General features: G+C 61.3%; 16 protein-coding genes. 7 read left to right on the forward strand and 9 right to left on the reverse strand.

Annotated features, from left to right (window positions below):
• Positions 1 to 103 precede the first annotated feature (103 nt).
• The 6 genes from DW870_RS00465 to DW870_RS00490 all read left to right on the forward strand — a co-directional run bounded on the left by DW870_RS00465 (position 104) and on the right by DW870_RS00490 (position 4,712).
• Entirely contained in the window at positions 104 to 616 is a 513-nt protein-coding gene (locus DW870_RS00465; protein ID WP_006235293.1) for a DUF2975 domain-containing protein, read from the forward strand.
• Positions 617 to 625: 9 nt separating this feature from the next.
• A complete protein-coding gene (locus tag DW870_RS00470) occupies positions 626 to 877 on the forward strand; it encodes a helix-turn-helix transcriptional regulator (RefSeq protein ID WP_006235292.1) in 252 nt (83 codons plus the stop codon).
• An 18-nt stretch (positions 878 to 895) separates the two neighbouring features.
• A complete protein-coding gene (locus DW870_RS00475) occupies positions 896 to 1,603 on the forward strand; it encodes a site-specific integrase (RefSeq protein ID WP_255413485.1) in 708 nt (235 codons plus the stop codon).
• Positions 1,604 to 1,999: 396 nt separating this feature from the next.
• Positions 2,000 to 2,287 (forward strand): ACT domain-containing protein, encoded by a 288-nt coding sequence (locus DW870_RS00480; protein WP_006235289.1) that lies wholly within the window; start codon positions 2,000 to 2,002, stop codon positions 2,285 to 2,287.
• A 77-nt stretch (positions 2,288 to 2,364) separates the two neighbouring features.
• Complete coding sequence (locus DW870_RS00485) at positions 2,365 to 3,783, forward strand: citrate synthase (RefSeq protein WP_117769443.1); 1,419 nt, start codon at positions 2,365 to 2,367, stop codon at positions 3,781 to 3,783.
• Positions 3,784 to 3,869: 86 nt separating this feature from the next.
• Entirely contained in the window at positions 3,870 to 4,712 is an 843-nt protein-coding gene (locus tag DW870_RS00490) for a Cof-type HAD-IIB family hydrolase (RefSeq protein WP_117769441.1), read from the forward strand.
• Between the two features lie 119 nt (positions 4,713 to 4,831).
• On the opposite strand, the gene DW870_RS00495 is transcribed toward DW870_RS00490, so the two are convergent.
• The 4 genes from DW870_RS00495 to DW870_RS00510 form a co-directional block, all read right to left on the reverse strand.
• Entirely contained in the window at positions 4,832 to 5,626 is a 795-nt protein-coding gene (locus tag DW870_RS00495) for a Cof-type HAD-IIB family hydrolase (RefSeq protein WP_117769439.1), read from the reverse strand.
• 198 nt (positions 5,627 to 5,824) lie between these two features.
• A complete protein-coding gene (locus tag DW870_RS00500; RefSeq protein ID WP_117769437.1) occupies positions 5,825 to 7,645 on the reverse strand; it encodes an adenine deaminase in 1,821 nt (606 codons plus the stop codon).
• Between the two features lie 384 nt (positions 7,646 to 8,029).
• The gene (gene tyrS / locus DW870_RS00505) at positions 8,030 to 9,241 is read right to left on the reverse strand and encodes a tyrosine--tRNA ligase (RefSeq protein ID WP_117769435.1); all 1,212 of its coding nucleotides are present in this window, start codon (positions 9,239 to 9,241) and stop codon (positions 8,030 to 8,032) included.
• A 96-nt stretch (positions 9,242 to 9,337) separates the two neighbouring features.
• The gene (locus DW870_RS00510) at positions 9,338 to 11,296 is read right to left on the reverse strand and encodes a U32 family peptidase (RefSeq protein WP_158556875.1); all 1,959 of its coding nucleotides are present in this window, start codon (positions 11,294 to 11,296) and stop codon (positions 9,338 to 9,340) included.
• Positions 11,297 to 11,458: 162 nt separating this feature from the next.
• On the opposite strand from DW870_RS00510, the gene DW870_RS00515 reads away from it, so the two are divergent.
• Positions 11,459 to 13,675, forward strand: a complete 2,217-nt coding sequence (locus tag DW870_RS00515; RefSeq protein ID WP_117876604.1) for a transglycosylase domain-containing protein — start codon at positions 11,459 to 11,461, stop codon at positions 13,673 to 13,675.
• 187 nt (positions 13,676 to 13,862) lie between these two features.
• On the opposite strand, the gene DW870_RS00520 is transcribed toward DW870_RS00515, so the two are convergent.
• From DW870_RS00520 to DW870_RS00540, 5 genes are all read right to left on the reverse strand, one after another.
• A complete protein-coding gene (locus DW870_RS00520; protein ID WP_006235280.1) occupies positions 13,863 to 14,300 on the reverse strand; it encodes an arginine repressor in 438 nt (145 codons plus the stop codon).
• Between the two features lie 132 nt (positions 14,301 to 14,432).
• Positions 14,433 to 15,431, reverse strand: coding sequence for a glycosyltransferase (locus DW870_RS00525; RefSeq protein WP_147332628.1), 999 nt, complete (start codon positions 15,429 to 15,431; stop codon positions 14,433 to 14,435).
• Between the two features lie 203 nt (positions 15,432 to 15,634).
• Entirely contained in the window at positions 15,635 to 16,459 is an 825-nt protein-coding gene (gene truA / locus DW870_RS00530; protein WP_117769427.1) for a tRNA pseudouridine(38-40) synthase TruA, read from the reverse strand.
• A 92-nt stretch (positions 16,460 to 16,551) separates the two neighbouring features.
• The gene (rplQ, locus tag DW870_RS00535) at positions 16,552 to 17,019 is read right to left on the reverse strand and encodes a 50S ribosomal protein L17 (RefSeq protein WP_055287451.1); all 468 of its coding nucleotides are present in this window, start codon (positions 17,017 to 17,019) and stop codon (positions 16,552 to 16,554) included.
• A gap of 30 nt (positions 17,020 to 17,049) precedes the next feature.
• Positions 17,050 to 17,991 (reverse strand): DNA-directed RNA polymerase subunit alpha, encoded by a 942-nt coding sequence (locus DW870_RS00540; protein ID WP_117876606.1) that lies wholly within the window; start codon positions 17,989 to 17,991, stop codon positions 17,050 to 17,052.
• Positions 17,992 to 17,998: the final 7 nt, after the last annotated feature.

Consider the following 17,998-nt stretch of genomic DNA (forward strand, 5'->3'; position numbering starts at 1 on the left):
GGGGCCGAACAAAATGCTCGGCCCTTATTACTTGCCGGCAAAGTCAATTTAACATAAACTGTTAAAAAGTAACCTGAGTTTTTTAAATTCTTCGGAGGTTATTATGAGTTCCGACAATCGCACTCCCCGGCTTCATTCCTTCCGCATCGCATGTGCGATAGCCTCTGCGACCCTTTGCGCCACCGCCATCGCACAAGTGGCGTTCTCCTTAAAGCCAGCAATCGAAGTGCTCGACAACCCTGTAATTGCAGACTCCCCCGCGTATCCAGCCCTTGCGATCTCGACATTGGTCCCTGCCGTCATCGGTATCGCTACGACCATCCTCAGCGCCGTTCTCGTGTGGACGATCAAGAGCGGAGACCCCTTCAAGAAAGGGTCTGCGACATGCTTGAAGGTGCTCGGCATTCTCTTCGTTGTTCAAGCTGCCACCAGCCTCTACGCCGGCTCACTCAAAACCTCCGTTTCGATGTTTGGCGGCGAGGGGGCCGTCGGCGCCCAAGAGATCGCTTCATCATTCGATTGGACCTCTCTGGTTCTCGGCATCGTCCTGTTCATGCTTTCCCAGCTCTTCTTGTACGCCCGAGAGCTGTACCTCGACTCCGACGAGATTGCGTAAGGAAACGCCATGCCCGTAATTGTTCGCCTCGACAAGATCATGGCCGAGCGAAAGATTTCCTCGAACGAACTTGCCGAAAGGATTGGAACCACGCCCGTGAACCTGTCCCGTATTAAAAAAGGGCATATTCGCGGCATTCGCTTCAACACACTCGAACAGCTATGCCTCGCCCTTCGTTGCCAACCCGGAGACCTTCTCGAAGTCATGAGCGAAGAGGATGCCCGAAAGGAGTTCGGACTCGATTGGTCCGCCGAGGATTAGAGGGCGGTCGTACTCGCCCTGCACACGGGGATGCGAATCGGCGAGGTCTGCGGCCTTCGGTGGTGCGATGTGGATTTCGAGACGGGCCTGATCTCGATCAGACACTCGGTGGCGTACGCGAAGGGAATGGGTTCGTTCATCAAGGACACCAAGACCCATGACGCCAGGGGTATCCCCATCGACCCGGTCGGCCTACTCCCCTTCCTGAAGGAGACCCACGAGATCGACTGCGGAAAGCTGCGCTTGCGCGGCCTTACCGGGGCGGTCGAGATCGGGGACTGCTACATCCTGTCGGAGCCGGGCGCGACCTTCGCGACGACAAGCTATATCCGCAGGGCGCTCAAGACGTTCTCGGAGACCAACGGCCTCATGGGCACCAACGACGAGCTGATCACGTTCCACGGCCTTCGCCACACGTTCGCAACGCAGTGGATCCGCCAAGGCGGCGATATCAAGGCGCTCCAATCGATCCTCGGCCACAAGGACGCCATGGCGACGCTCAACGTCTACGCCGACATCGAGCCCATCTCCAAAATCCATAACATGCTGCGCGCCACGCCGTGCCTTTGGCGCGGGCACCTCGGGCCGAGGGTCGATCCGGGTCCCATGTTCCAACAGAGGATCCAGGAGTCCATCGAGACGCTCCAGGCGTTCGGCTACGGCATCACCGAGCCGGACGACCGAAATATCGCCATACGCGACGTGAAGATGAACAGTTGGCTCTAGCTCACCGAGTACGCGGCAGTGCTGGGCCCATCCCAACTGAGGTCACGGTGGTCCGATAGGGGCGCCGCCCGCGGCATGCGCCGCGGAGCGGTATCCCCTACCGAAGGGCGGGGATGCCCTCCGCTTCCAGTTCGGAATCAGCCGTCGGAGGCGTTCGGCTGACTGCGGGAACGGCCTGTCCGCTCAATGTGTTCGGCTGAGATCGGAAATCAACCCAACACGAGCCGGACACGCGCCAGACGGCTCTTCCCCGTACGGCCTTCCCCCTTACGCTCATGTTGCAGGCATGTAACGCCGCAGCGAGCGCGCCTTTTTTGCGCCAGACAGGTACAATGATGAACACTGTACCGTAGCGGAGCGCCCCGCGCGCGCCGCAACCACGCGAAAGGGTTTCCCATGGCCGAGATCTCGTCCTCCCGTATCGTCATCACCGTCCTTGGCAAGAACCGCCCCGGCATCGTCGCCGGCGTCACCCGCGTTCTGGGCGAGGCCAACGTCGACATCCGCGACATCACGCAGTCCATTATCGAGGACATCTTCACCATGACCATGCTGGCCGACACCGCCGAGTCCAAGCTCGACTTCGCCGAGCTGCAGAAGGCCCTGGCCGAGGCCGGCGAGCTTTCGGGCGTCAACGTGTCCATCCAGCGCGAGGACGTCTTTAACTTTATGTACCGCCTGTAGTGAACAAGCCGCTCGGGGCAGCTTGACGTCATATCGTCCAAGCGCGCGGCCCCAAAGCGGACCGGAGAGGAGCGCGCATGGCCTACGACGCCAAGAAAATCTACTACCGCTTCGACGATCACCTGAGCCGCCTGGTTCTGGATTACGAGGCGAGCCGTCAGATTTCGTCTGAGAGTGAAAGCCTCTACCACGGCCTGCCGACCGCCCCGTACGACGAGGGCCTGTTCGTAGAGCATAACGTCAAGCGCGGCCTGCGCAATGCCGATGGCTCGGGCGTGGTCGCGGGCCTTACCCGCATCTCGGACGTGCACGGCTACAACAAGGTCGACGGCAAAGTCGTGCCCGACCAGGGCAAGCTTACGCTGCGCGGCTACAGCATCGAGGACCTGGTCAACAACGCCCAGGCCGAGAATCGCTATGGCTACGAAGAGGTCGCCTACCTGCTCATCACGGGCTCGCTGCCCAACAAAGAGGAGCTCGACGGTTTTTGCGGACGTCTGGGCGCTTTTAGGCACCTGAGCGATGAGTACGTCAAAGAGTTCCCCATGACCACGGTGTCGTCGAGCATCATGAATGTGCTTCAGCGCGCCGTGCTGCTGCTCTACGCCTTCGACGCCGAGCCCGACGCCATTACGCCCGAGCACGAAATCGACGTCGCCATCTCCATGCTCGCCCGTCTCCCCCGCATCGCCGCCTTCGCGCATATGGCCTCGGTCGCCAAGCGCCGCGGCTCCGAGGTTCATGTACCGCACCCCACACCCGGTCTCTCCACCGCCGAGACCATCCTGCAGGTGTTGCGCGGCGGCATGGCATTCACCCGCGACGAAGCCATGCTGCTCGACGTGATGCTCATGCTGCATGCCGAACACGGAGGCGGCAACAACTCCACGTTTGCCTGCCGCGTGCTGTCCTCCTCGGCCACCGACCCGTATTCCGCCTACGCCGCGGCTATCGGCTCACTCAAGGGCCCGCGCCACGGTGGCGCCAACGCCAAGGTTGTCTCCATGCACGAGGACATCCGCGCGCATGTCTCCAATTGGGAGGACGAGGACGAGGTCGCAGCCTACCTGGGCAAGATCCTCGACAAGCAGGCCTTCGACGGCACGGGTCTCATCTACGGTATGGGCCACGCCGTCTACACGCTGAGCGACCCGCGTGCCGAGGTGTGCCGTCGTTACGCGCGCACGCTTGCCGCCAAGAAGGACCTGGGCGAGGAGTTCGCGCTCATCGAGCGCATCGAGCGCCTGGCCCCGCAAGTGATGCGCGATCACGGCATGACCAAGCCCATCTGTGCCAACATCGACCTGTACACGGGCTTTATCTACAAGATGCTCGGCGTGCCCGAGACGCTCTTTACGCCGCTGTTCGCCGTCGCCCGCATGGCCGGCTGGTCTGCGCACCGCATGGAAGAGCTCTTCTGCGCGCACCGTATTATTCGCCCGGCCTATCGTCCGGTGATCGAGCCGCTGGAGTACAAGCCGCTCGCTGACCGCTAGGACGCGGACCGTTATAGAACTCGAGCGTGGCCAGGGACCCAAGCCCTTGGCCACACTTTTTATGCCAGTAGAAAGGATCGCAACGAATGATTGTGTTTTCCGATATGGATGGGACGCTGCTGACGAGCGATAAGCAGATGAGCGACGCCACTTGGGCAATGCTCGACGAGCTCGCACGTCGTGGCATCGAGTTTGTTCCCTGCACGGGGCGCCCGCTGTCGGGCATCTTTGAGCCCATTCTCGCCCATCCCGCCGTGCACTACGCGGTCTGCGCCAACGGCGCCAGCGTCTGGCGGCTCGACGAAGATACGCCCACCGACACCTCACGTGCTACGCGCATTTTGAGCCGACCGCTCGATTGCGGCATTGCCCACCGCATCCATCGCATTGCCGCCGGCCACGATGTGACCTTCGATATCTTCGCGGATGGACAGTGCTTCCTCCCCCGCTCGCTATACGGGCGCCTGGATGAGTTCTGCGGCGGTGACCCCCACATCGCGGCTTCACTCAAGCGCACACGAACGCCGATCGACATGGATATCGACAGCAAGATCGACGAGGTCGAGACGCTCGAACGTATCGCCATGTACTGGCACAACCCGGCCGATCGCGACGCCATCGCGACGGCGCTCGACACGCTCGGAGGCATTGAGGTCACGCGTTCGTACGCCATGAATATCGAGGTCATGGGCGAGGGCGCCACCAAGGGGACGGCCCTCACGTGGCTATGCGAATACCTGGGCAAGCGTCTCGCCGACGCCTGGGCGTTCGGCGACAACATCAACGACATCCCCATGCTGCAGGCAGCGGGCCACGGCATGGCCATGATCAACGCCGAGTCCGAAGACCGCGAGGCCGCCGACGCCATCACCGAATACGACAACGACCACGACGGCGTCGCCCGCACCATCATGGCCGCCCTTGCCTAGTCATTGGTCAGTCATTGGGGACGTTCTTAAACGACTAGTCGTTGGGGACACTCTTCGCAAAAAAGTTGCAAGGACTGTCCCCCACTGCCGGCGGAAAAGGAACGTCCCCAACTGCCGGATCAGGCGAGGCTCTCCAAAACGTGGCGGAGCTCCTGCTGGACGGCGTGGTCGCGGTTGCGCCCCACCACGCGATCGGCCACTGCCTTGAGCGCGGGGCGCGCGTTTTCCATCGCGCAGCCCGTACCGACAAAGCGAATGATCTCGTAGTCGTTCATCGAGTCGCCAAACGCCATAACCTCGTCGCGTTCGACTCCATAGTGCTCCATGAGCTGTGCGATGCCCGAGGCCTTCGACACGCCGGGCTGCATGGCATCGATCCACGCGTTGCCCGAAGGCGCAAAAGTAAAGAGCTGACCGAGTTCGCGCTGTAGTACGTAAGCGCTGTCCATAACGGCACCGTCATCGCAAAAGATACTCGCCTTGATGATATTTACGCTGGGATCAGGCAGCTCCCAAATGCGCTCGGCATTGGGAAGGTCCTTATCGACCTCACGCACGAACTTGCACTCGTCATCGAGCAAGAAGGACTTGGTTCGGTCAAAAAGTGCAAGATGCAGATTGGGAAACGTCGCGACGGCCTGGGCGAGCCTTCGAATCGCCAGGTGCGAATACACCTCGCGGTCTACCATCTTACCGTCGGCGTAGACCTGGGCGCCGTTAGCGGCGACAAAGTCCATCTTGTCGCGAACAGGTGCAAAGAACTCGCACAGGCGGTCGTAACGACGGCCTGACGATGCGGCGAAATGCACGCCATGCTCGTGTAGCGCCAGAATCAGTTCGTAGGTCTCGGGAGGCACCTGGCCGTTTTCGTCAAGCAACGTGCCGTCCATATCGGATGCAATCAGTTTAAACATAGAAAAGCTCCCTTCGGGCTTGATGGAATCGGACGTATATCCAATTCCAACGTACCCAAAGGGAGCTCAAATAAGACTCTGCGGGCGTAAACGTTACAAGGACCTAGCAAATAGCTCACACATGCCAGAGGTCTCACGGTCGCGGCGTCAGGTGACACGCCACCCCGACGACTAGTCGTTTAAGAACGTCCCCGATGACTAGTCGGCGTAGGTGAAGGTCGTGACGTCGAACATGCCCTCGGGGCGGATGCGGAGCGTCGGGATCACCGGCAGGGGCAGGAAAATGATGCCCATGATGGGGTCGAGCGGCGGCTCGATGCCCATGGCACGCGCCTTGACCATAAAGTCGTCGTGCTGCGCGGCGACATCCTCGGCCGTGCCCTCGCTCATCAGGCCACCGAGCGCCAGCGGAATGCGCGCCACGACCTCGCCGTTGCGCACCAGCACGTGACCGCCCTGGCCCACGGCATCAACGGCGGCCATCATATCGGCGGCGTTGTCGCCCACGACGCACACGTTGTGCGAGTCGTGTCCGATCGTCGAGGCGATGGCACCACCCGTGATGGTAAAGCCGCGCACCCAGCCGCGGCCGATATGCTTGCCAACGAGTCCCAGGCCAGCGGGGCCGTCACCGTCGGCGCCCTCGGCCTGCAGCGACACGCCGCGGCCGTGACGCTCGATCAGCATAATACGGCGCAGGCCCTCGGCGCTCTCGGGACGAACCATGCCCGTGATGGCCTTGCCCGGCACCACGTCAATCACGGCCTCGCCCGGCTTAAAGGCATAGTCGAATACGTCGAGCGAAAGCTTCGGCAGCTTAACGGAGGCGCGCAGCTCATCGGCAAGGGCCGCAACCTCGGCCATCTCGGGTGCGATCTCGCCCACAAAGGTGCCGTCCTGCGCCACCAGAGCACCAGCGGCATACACGCGATGCGGAGCCGTGACAAACGTCAGGTCGTTGAGCACCAGCAGGTCGGCACGCTTGCCCGGGGCGATGGCGCCACGCAGCTCGTGCGGGTCGCGGCAACCGTGGTCCAGGCCAAACGCCTCGGCCGTGGACAGGGACGCCATAGAGATGGCAACCACGGGGTCAATACCGGCCTCGATAGCCACGCGGCAGGCATTGTCGATCATGCCGGTTGCAAGCGCATCGGAAGGAGCGCGGTCGTCAGTCGCAAAGCAGCAGCGGCGGGCGCGCGCGGGATTCTCCAGCAGCATCGGCGACAGGTTGGCCAGATCATGGCTGCACGTACCCTCGCGCAGCATCACGTACATGCCGCGAGACAGCTTGTCGAGCGCCTCCTCGGGAATCGTCGACTCGTGGTCGGCAATAATACCCGCCGCGGCATAGGCATTGAGGTCCTTGCCGGCAACGAGCGGCGCATGGCCGTCGACCTGCTTGGACGGCGTCTGGTTGGCAGCATCGATGCGAGCGCAGGTCTCGGGATCGGCCATAAAGACGCCCGGCAGGTTCATCATCTCGCCCAGGCCAAAAACGTCGCCCGGATGCTCGGCAAAAAACGCCTGCATGTCAGCAGCGGTAATCACAGCGCCCGCTTGCTCATCGGGCAGCGCGGGCACGCATGAGGGCATCATGTACTTGATGGAAATGGGCGCGCGGCGACCGTCCTCGATCATAAAGCGCAGGCCGTCGAGCCCCGCCACGTTGGCGATCTCGTGGCTGTCGGCAATGGCGGTGGTGGTACCGCGCGTCGCCGCCATGCGCGCATACTCGGCGGGACGGATGTTCGAGGACTCAATGTGCAGATGTCCGTCGATAAAGCCGGGGGCGAGATAGCGGCCCTGGCAGTCAATGACCTCGGCAGCCTCGTAGGTGCCGGCGGCATCGTCGCGACCATCGTAGAGCACGCCGACGATCACACCGTCCTTGACGGCAACGCTGCCGGGCGCCACACGCTGGCCATACACGTCGACAATCTGTGCATTGGTAAACAGCGTGTCGACGGGCACGCGCCCCTCGGCAGCATCGATCACAGACCTCATGACCTCAACGGACATACATACTCCTTTAACTGTAGAAATAACTGCGGAGCGGACGAGCCTTCACCGCAGCAAGCCAACAGCCATTGTATGCCCAAACGATGGGTCAGCAATACGGCCCTCCGTTTAACGGCATCCGCCACTTGGTGCAATGGGGACAGGTTGCTTTGCACCAATGACAAGGAGTGTCCCAAAGTGCCGGCACAAAAGGAACGTCCCCAAGTGCCAACAACGGAAGCGCCGATGTTTTGGCAACGCCAGCGAGCGGGCCGCATTTGAGACAAGGTGACGTGAAACGAAAGGGCGCTGACCTTCTGGTCGCGCCCTTGAAGTTGAACGTCAGATTGTCCAAATGCGGCCCGCGCAGCGTCGGCCGGTCCGCCGTTCGTTAGAACGGCGGAACTAAATCAACTTAAAGCCCTTGCGCTTGCCTACGGAGAGGGTGTCGCCCAGCTTGAGGGCGCTGGGATCGATGTTATAGCTCTTGGGAGCCACGGCCTTGCCGTTGATCTTGACACCGCCGCCGTCGATATCGCGACGGGCCTGGCCGGCGCTCGCCGAAAGACCCAAGTCCTTGAGCAGGCCGGCGAGGTAGATCTGGCCCTCGTCGTTAACAGTCAGCTCAACGTGCTTCTCGGGGAAGTCGGCGAGCTGGCCCTCCTTGAACACGCGGTCGAACTCGGCCTGAGCCTCGTCGCCGGCACCGGCGCCGTGGTAGGTGTCACACAGGTCACGGCCCAGAGCGCGCTTGAGCTCGTAGGGGTCGGCAGAGCCATCGGCCAGGGCAGCGTCGATCTTGTCGACCTCGGCCGGAGTGAGCGAGCTCGCCAGGCGGTAGTACTTGCCGATCATCTCGTCGGGGATGGACATGGTCTTGCCGAACATATCCTTGGGCGCGTCGGTCAGACCGATGTAGTTGCCATAGGACTTGGACATCTTACGTACGCCATCGGTGCCCTCGAGCAGCGGCATGGTGAGCGCGATCTGCGGCTCCATGCCCATCTTCTCCATGAGCTCACGGCCGGCGAGCAGGTTGAAAAGCTGGTCGGTACCGCCCATCTCCACGTCAGCCTTAATCATGACCGAATCGTATGCCTGCATCACGGGATACAGGAACTCGTGCAGGGCGATCGGCGTCTGGGACTGGTAGCGCTTGGTAAAGTCATCGCGCTCAAGAATGCGGGCGACGGTGAACTTGGAGCACACCTGCAGCAGACCGGCCAGATCCATCGACAAGATCCAGTCGCCGTTGTGCACGATGGTGGTCTTCTCGGGGTCCAGGATCTTCATGGCCTGGCTCACGTAGGTCTCGGCGTTAGCCTCGATCTGCTCCTGAGAAAGCTGCGGGCGGGTGGAATTCTTGCCCGAGGGGTCGCCGATCAGTGCGGTACCGTTGCCGATGATGAGGGTGACGTTGTGGCCCAGGTCCTGGAACTGACGCATCTTGCGCAGCGGCACGGCGTGGCCCAGGTGCAGGTCGGGGCTGGTGGGATCGACGCCGAGCTTGATGTTGAGGGGCTCGCCCTTCTCAAGCTTCTTGCGAAGGTCGGCCTCGGGGACGATCTTCGCAGCGCCCGAGGTGATGATACGCATTTGCTCGTCAACAGACAGCATTGGGTATCCTCCTTTTGCTATAGCACCCTCGCCGAAAACGGCGGTGCTGGAAGTCCATAAACTCTCATATGATAACAAACTGACGCGACGCAGCACCTACGACAGGAAAATCCTCGTCCTGCCGCATGCGTCGATGGCAACTGGCAGACGTGTACCGTCACGCTCGACCAGATAGCGCACCTGCCGACGACGCAAGCAGTCGCGGCAACGGACCTGTCCCGTCGCATCGGTGGCACAGACGCCCTCGGCGGTCAGCAGGCAGTGCTCGCACACCATAAGCTCGGGACGGGCGGCGTCGACCGGACCCAAGACGCCGGGTTCAGCGGCCAGTTCGGCAATACGCTCCGCATCATTGCCGAGCAACTCGGCCGGCAAGTACACCCGCCCCGCACCGAGTCCGCGCAGCCAGGTAAGCGTGGCCCGATTCGCGCAGAACACCGGCGCCGCCACGTCAAACGTCACGCCCAGCTCGCGAGCGATCACCACCTGTCCCAGGCTGCGGCAGACGACACGCCTGGCACGCTGCATCAGTGAGCGGGTCCAGTCAGCGTCACCCGTGCGGCACACTTCGTCAAGCACCACAACGGCGTCGGACAAATCGAGTTCTCCGCGCGGGTCGGCATCCATCAGCTGCCAAGCAAAAACCATGCGAGCGGGAACCGCGCACTCCACCAACTCCGTCGACGCACCGCCATCCACCGCAACGCCCTCAAAGGGCAGCACCTCAACGGCACGCGCAACGGGCGCAATCGCATCCGCCTCGGCCCGCATGCGCTCCAACACCGCCGCCGTCTGATCCAACACGCCGGCGCTGCGAATCAGGTATACCTCGCAGCCCGCGTCCACCTTACGCTTGCAATGCACGACGACGCGCTTCCCCGCTGCGGCATCCACCGGGCAGGGCACCTGCGGCCAGCGCTTGGGCACATCGGGACGCGCGTCGACACCCGGATAGAACCGAATCTCGAGCGTGTCACCCGCCGCCACGGCGGCGTCGAGCTCAACGGTCACCTCTTCGTGGCCCACAGCGACCAAACGCCCCACGCGCACGCCCTGGTTAATTGCGCGCTCAAAGCTCATCAGCTCGGCACCCGAACGCCCTCGCAGGTACGTATCGGTAAACCCACGGTTAAACGACCTCCCCAGCTCGCGTTCAAGCTCTTCCACGGCGTCGGGGTCCCACGCGCCGTCGCGCAGCATATCGAGTGCCCGGCGCCACACCCGCACCACGTTGAATACGTAATCGGGGTTCTTCATGCGCCCCTCGATCTTGAGCGACGCCACGCCGGCATCTACAAGCTCGGGCAGATGTGCAATACCCAGATAGTCGCGCGGGCACAGCAGGCGATCTCCCTCGACGGCGACAACGCTCTGTCCCGCCTCGTCCACCAGGTCGTACGCCAGACGGCACGGCTGCGTGCAGTCGCCGCGCATCGCCGAGCGCCCACGCCGCAGGGCCGAAAACTCGCACGCCCCCGAATAGCCGATGCAAATCGCACCGTGGCAGAATACCTCGATGGGCACGCCCGTGGCACATAGCGCCGCAATCTCGTCGACCGCCAGCTCGCGTGCCGTCGTCACGCGCTCGACTCCCAGCTCATCGGCGGCAAGCCGCACGGCGCCTTCGCTATGAACGCCCGCCTGCGTGGACAGGTGAATCTCGACCCCGGGAATCGCCGCGCGCAGCGCGCAGGCCAACCCGGCATCGGCGACAATCAGAGCATCGGCGCCCAGCTCCAGTGCATGAGCTCCCAACGCCACCGCGTCGGACAACTCATCGTCAAACACGAACACGTTGAGCGTTACGTACACACGCACGCCATGAGCATGCGCCACGGCACAACCGCGCGCAAACTCGTCATCCGTAAAGCCATGAGCGCTCACACGGGCGTTAAAGCCGCCCAACCCCGCATAGATGGCATCGGCGCCCGCGGCGATGGCCGCAAGCATCTGGTCGAGCCCGCCCGCCGGCGCCAGCAGCTCGGGCAGCGCCGCACCGGCAGCATCCAATCCAGTCTTGTGTTGTCCGCTCGGCCCCATCGTCCGAATCGCCATCGACAAACTCCTTACCAAGGTATGCATTCACTCTGAAAAATGCCGTCTTCCAGCATACACGAGGCCTCGCGCGCCCCGTTTGGTTTATCGTGTAATAACTTATGTCCATCCTGCCCCGACGGCACATCCGCCGTCCGGCACGACATACCTGGAGGTCAATATATGGGTCCTCGCCAACGACAGGGACGCAGCCGTTCAAAGACGCATGCCCTGCCCATAATCCTGCTCTCGTTTTTGGGCTTTTTGCTTATCGCGGGCGTGGCATTTGGCATCGGCATGGTCGGCAACGTCAACCGCTGGCTGTCCGATCTGCCCGACTACACCGACGCCAACGCGTATCTGGTGAGCGAGCCCACCGAGATCGTCGACTGCAACGGCAACAAGATCGCGAGCTTCTACACGCAAAACCGCAAGTCCATCACCAAGGACGAGGTCTCCCCCTACGTGCTGCAGGGCACCGTTGACGTCGAGGACGAGCGCTTCTACGAGCACGGCGGTATCGACCTGTGGGGTATCGCGCGTGCTGCGGTGGCAACCCTCGGCGGCGGGCACGAAGGCGCCTCGACTATCACCCAGCAGCTGGTGCGCAACACCATCCTGCAGGAGGAGCAGTTCGACTCGACCATCGAGCGTAAGGTGCGCGAGGCCTACATCGCCATCAAGATGGAGGACATGTACTCCAAAGACGAGATCCTCATGATGTACCTCAACACCATCTATTACGGCCACGGCGCCTACGGCATCGAGGCCGCAGCCGAGACCTACCTGTCCAAGAGCGCCGCCGACCTCACCCTGAGCGAAGCCGCGCTGCTCATCGGCCTTCCCAACTCGCCTTCGCAGTACGACCCCACGGTCAATCCCGACCTGGCGCTGTCTCGCCGCAACAAGGTCCTCGACAACATGCTGCGCCTGGGCCACATCACCCAGGAGGAGCACGATGCCGCACAGGCCGAGCCCATCACCCTCAACGTGACCGAGATTTCGGGCAGCGGCGTCGACGTATACTCACAGCCCTACTTTGTCGCCTATGTTAAGCAGCTGCTGGAGCAGGAGTTCTCGACCGACGTGCTATTTAAGGGCGGCCTGACCGTCAAGACCACCATCGACCCCACGATGCAGCAGGTGGCAGAGAATGCCGTCCGCGAGCAGCTCGACACGCTTTCACTCGACGGCCTGGACATGGGCATGGTCGTCGTCGACCCCAAGACCGGCTACATCAAGTGCATGGTGGGCGGCTACGACTACAACGCCGACGAGAACCACGTAAACCATGCCACGGCCAAGCGTCCCGTCGGCTCCACCTTCAAGGCCTTTACACTGGCAACTGCCATCCAAAACGGCATGAACCCCAACGTCACCCTCAACTGCAACTCGCCGCTCAAGGCCAAGGGCACCACGACCGAGGTCCAAAACTACGCCAACCATAGCTATGGCAACATCACGCTTAAGCAGGCGACGGCATACTCCTCCAACACCGGCTACATCCAGGTGGCGGAAGCCGTCGGCAACAGCAAGATCATCTCGCTCGTCAAAAAGCTCGGCATCGATCCCGCCAAGGACAACATCGAGGACGTTCCCGTCATGACGCTCGGCACCGGCTCGATCTCGCCGCTCGAGATGGCCGCCGCCTACGCGACGTTTGCCAACGGCGGCTACTATCGCCAGCCGATCGCCATCACCGAGATTGACTCTCGTACCGGTTCGGTGCTGTACCAGCACACCGACAATCCCTCACAGGTACTTACCGAGGGCGAGGCCGCCGCGGTCACCGATGTTCTGTCCGGCGTCATGAAGGGCGGCGGTACGGGTGCTGCCGGCGCCCTGAGCGTCAACCAGCCCTATGCCGGCAAGACGGGCACCACCGACAACACCACCAACCTGTGGTTCTGCGGCTATACCCCGCAGCTGGCGTGCGCCCTGTGGACCGGCTATTCCGCGGGCGAGATTCCCATCCAAAAATACGGCACAGACCTGCTGGGCGACAGCACCAACCTGCCTGTCTTTAAGCGGTTTATGAACACCGTTCTGACCGGTACCGAGCGCGAGGAGTTTGCGACCGGAACGGCGCCCACCTACAAGAACAACAGCGTCTGGAAGTTCTACGGCACCAACAACGCCAAGAAGACGGAGAACGACGACAAGGACGAGAACGAGGACGAAGAGGAAACTACCACAACGACTACCACGACGACCACGACCACCGAGACCACGGGTGGCGACACCACCGGCGGCACCGGTACGACCGGTGGCTCGACGGGCGGCTCAACTGGTGGTTCGACCGGCGGCGATGGCGGCACGCCTACGCCTACGCCTACGCCTACGCCTACGCCTACGCCCACTCCCGACCCCTCGCCCACGCCTGACGATACGGTCGGCTAGAAATCATCCGGCCATAAGCAACAAGGCCCCCGAGCAGCTTATTAAACTGCTCGGGGGCCTTTTAGTTTAAAGCGACCTGGTGGGCGGTCTTTATACCGGCAAACAAAAAAGGGGGTACCGACCAACGTCGATACCCCTTACAAGCCACTATGTCACGCACACAGTGCCGAGCGCACGACCCGCACGCCTACTTGCGAGAATTGCTCAGCTTATTGATCAGCGCCTCAAGACGCTCGCCGTCCTCGGCCGTCTGGGCAATAACCAAAATCGTATCGTTGCCGGCAAGCGAGCCAAGCACATCGGGCAGCTCTGCCGCATCAACGGCGGCGGCGATGCCGGAAGCCGTGCCAGGCTGAGCCTTGATCATAACCAGATTATCGGTGCGCAGAACGCCCGTTACGAGCTCGGAAACCATACGCTGCAGGTGCAGGTCCTCTGCCAGAACATAGATGCCCTCAGGGAGCTTACGCAGCCCCATATCGGCAATATCGCGAGAGACAGTCGCCTGCGTGCAATCAAAGCCCATAGCGCGGAGCTCATCGACCAGCACGCGCTGCGTGCGGACGTCCTTATTGCGCACAATATCTCTAATGGCATCCTGGCGCCCATTGCGTTTTTTAGCCATACAAACCCTCTCTCCAAAAGATGGCGGAGACAATCAATCAGTGATTGAATAGTTTAACGCTATTTGAAGGCTTTTGTGTATAAGAACGCATTTCGAAACAATTCTATGCAAATTTGTTTCGAGATGAGCCGTTTAGGCGGTTTTTGCGCCCGTCCGGTTAAGAAAAGCCGCCAGATGCGTACACATCACGCAGCGCGCGGGCTTGGCGCTGGCGATCGGCCCAAACAACAGACCGAGCCCCCGATGGTTATCCTTGAGCGCGGCGACCATCTGACGGGTTCGAGGCGCCTCGAGCATATCACGCATACGGGCGGAACGCTCGATTGACGACACCCCATGCGGGCTCAGACACAAATTCTCGATGCAGGCGACCAGTCCGGCAAAGTAGAACTTTTGGGTTGCCAGCTTGAGCCGACCACCGCTATCTGCTTCCGAGAGTGAGTCCGTAAGCTCGTCGAGCGCCCGGGTGTCATCGGATACCTTGGCATACATGGTGGGATCAAAGGCATCTGTAAGCTTAGGTGCCGCCGCGTGGAAACAAGCGTCGCCGCATCCGGAGACGCGCTGCGCCCGCGAGAGCGAGCACGCCATAAACCCAACTGTGCGAAACGCCTTGTCGTACAAAAGGCATGCCTCAAACAGCGGACGGCTATACATCACGCCAGAGGTCTGAACGACTAGGCCGCCTAAAATCAACTGGGACAGCCCGGTCACCATCGAAGATTTGCTATCAATGGAAATATGAGCAGCATCCAAGACGCGCGAATGGCGCTCTCGATGTGCATCATAGCGGTCGAGCGACACCGTGGGGAGCACTATGTCTGCCGTAGTATCGCACGCGATATCGACCATCTTGGAAAGAGACTGCGGAGCAAACCACTCATCGGCGTTCATGGCGATGATTTGAGAGCCGCGCGAGGCAGCAAAACCGGCACGAAGACAAGCGCCGCGCTTCGCGTCCTCGACGTCAATCAAATCAATATGGATGTCCCTGTCGGCAGCAACTTGAAGCGAATGGCGCACACCGGGCGCAGCATCGCGGCAGACAACGACAATCTGCAAATCGTAGAGGTCTTGGTTCTGGATACTCTCGAGCGCACGCATCGCATAGCTGGGCGAACCTTCTACCACAAGGATCACCGAAAGTCGCGGATGCGAGCCACGTCGAACCAAGTTATCCGTCCTCTCGACAGCAGTGAATCAAACTGTCGTTCATGGTACACCCCGGCAATAAAAGCAATGAGACACCGGTTGTATTGCACGCCAAGAACAGATGTTGCACACGCGCAGCCCACAGATGACAGGTGCCGACGCACGACGCGCCGAGCCCTCCCCTAGTCGAGCACGACAAGCTCGGCGGGATCGTAATCCACGCCCATAAACGTAAGGCCGCAGGCAGGAGCCGTGGGGCCCGCAGCGGTACGGTCGCAAGCATCGATGACCTCGCGCATCCACTCGGGTTCACGGCGATGCATGCCAATCTCGACAAGCGTGCCCACGATCGTGCGGACCATCGAATGCAGAAACGCATTGCCCTCGATGGTAAACGTCAGGATGTCCTCGCCAAACGCAACCTCATGGCCAAACTCGGCACGCATCACGCAGCGGTGCGTGGGCTTGCCCACGGCAGACGCCACCTTGCAAAAGCTCTTGAAGTCCTGCTCGCCCAGCAGCGCGGGACAGGCCGCAGACATCGCCTCAACATCCAATGGGTAGCGATGCCACCACACCGCACCGCGCGAAAGCACAGGGCGCGCGTCGCGATCGGCAATACGGTACGTATACGTACGGGAACGCGCATCAAAGCGTGCAGAAAAGCCTTTACGGGCCTTGTAGACCTCGTTTATGGCGATATCTTTGGGCAGGAGGGCATCCATAGCCCTCAGCCACCTACGGCGCGTCAAAGCCAACTCAGCGTCCGTTACGGGCACGCTGATAAACTGTGCCACCGCATGCACGCCGGCATCGGTACGTCCCGCACACGTCAGGTCGATCGGACGGCGCAGGAGCGTCTCAATAGCTCGACGTAGCTCACCCGCAACCGTCGTCTGTCCCGGCTGCACGGCAAATCCGCTATACGACGAGCCATCATAGGCCACGCGAAATACGAGCGTGGCGTCAAGCTCGGAAATCGAATTGAAATCAGACGGCGCAGTCATGGGCGCTCCCAACAAACAAGCAACGGTATCGCGACAAAAAAAGAGGGGTACGCGAACGTACCCCTCGAATATAGCCTATGCAGACGGATTGTCTACTCAGCGGTCTCCTCAGCAGGAGCCTCCTCGGCAGCCTCGACCTTCTTGGGAGCAGCGGCCTTCTTGGGGGCCGGAGCAGCCTTCTTAGCCTTAGGCGTGCAAGGCTCGGTGACGAGCTCCATGATAACGATGGGAGCGTTGTCGCCCTTGCGGTTACCGAGCTTCATGATGCGGGTGTAACCGCCGTTGCGGTCCTGCCACATGCCCTGAGCAGCCTTGTCGAAGATCTCGGCAACGAGCTGCTTATCGCCGAGCTTGGCGATAGCCAGACGACGAGAGTGCAGGTCGCCCTTCTTGGCCCAGGTGATGATCGGGTCGACGACCGAACGCAGCGCCTTAGCGCGGGTCTCGGTGGTCTTGATGCGGTCGTTCTCGAAGAGGGCCTTAGCAAGGCTCTTCTTCATGGCCTTGGTGTGGCTCGCATCGGTGCCGAGCTTCAGGCCCTTCTTAACGTTGTGACGCATGGTCTAGTTTCTCCTCAAATATGCGAAGCATTAAGCCTTCAGGCTCAGGCCCATGGACTCAAGCTTGTCCTTCACTTCCTCGATCGACTTAACACCGAAGTTACGGATGTTGAGCAGATCGTTCTCCGAGAACTCAACGAGCTGACGGACCGAGTGAATGCTGGCGCGCTTAAGGCAGTTGTAGGAACGGACGGAAAGGTCCAGATCCTCGATCTGCTTGTCCAGTTCGGCGTTGTCGTTGGTGACCTCGGGAGCGAAGATCGAAGCCTCCTCCTCGACCTCGGGGGTCTCGGCAAGGTTCATAAAGGCGGCCATATGCTGGTTGATGATATTGGCAGCCTGGACCACGGCGTCGCGCGGGGCGATGGAGCCGTTGGTCTCGATCTCGAGGACAAGGCGGTCGTAGTCGGTGTGCTGACCGACACGGCAAGCCTCAACGAGCTTGGCGCAACGGGAAACCGGCGAGTACAGCGAGTCGACGTGGATCACACCGATGGGATCGATGTCGCGCTTGTTGGCCTCGCCAGAAACATAGCCGCGGCCATAGCCGATGCGCATGCTCATGGTGAGATGGCCACCCTCGGTGAGCGTAGCGATGTGCTGCTCGGGGTTGACCAGCTCAAACTCGGACGGAATAAAGAAGTCCGCACCGGTGACCTCGCAGGGGCCGTCAACCGAGATGGTGGCGGTCGCCTCGTCGGTCGTGCCGAGAGCCCTGAAGACAAGACCCTTGACATTCAGGACGATGTCGGTGACATCCTCGACCATGTTAGGGATGGTCATGAACTCGTGCTGCGCACCATCGATCTGAATAGCCTCGACGGCGGCACCCTCGAGCGAGGACAGAAGTACGCGACGGAGGGAGTTACCCAGCGTATCGCCGTAGCCACGCTCGAGCGGCTCGACGGAGACACGAGCAGACGTCTCGTTGATCTCTTCGACCTGAACCTGAGGCCTAATGAATTCTGACATGTATTAC

Origin of the sequence: Collinsella sp. AM38-1BH (genome assembly GCF_003467545.1) — a bacterium.
GTDB lineage: Bacteria > Actinomycetota > Coriobacteriia > Coriobacteriales > Coriobacteriaceae > Collinsella.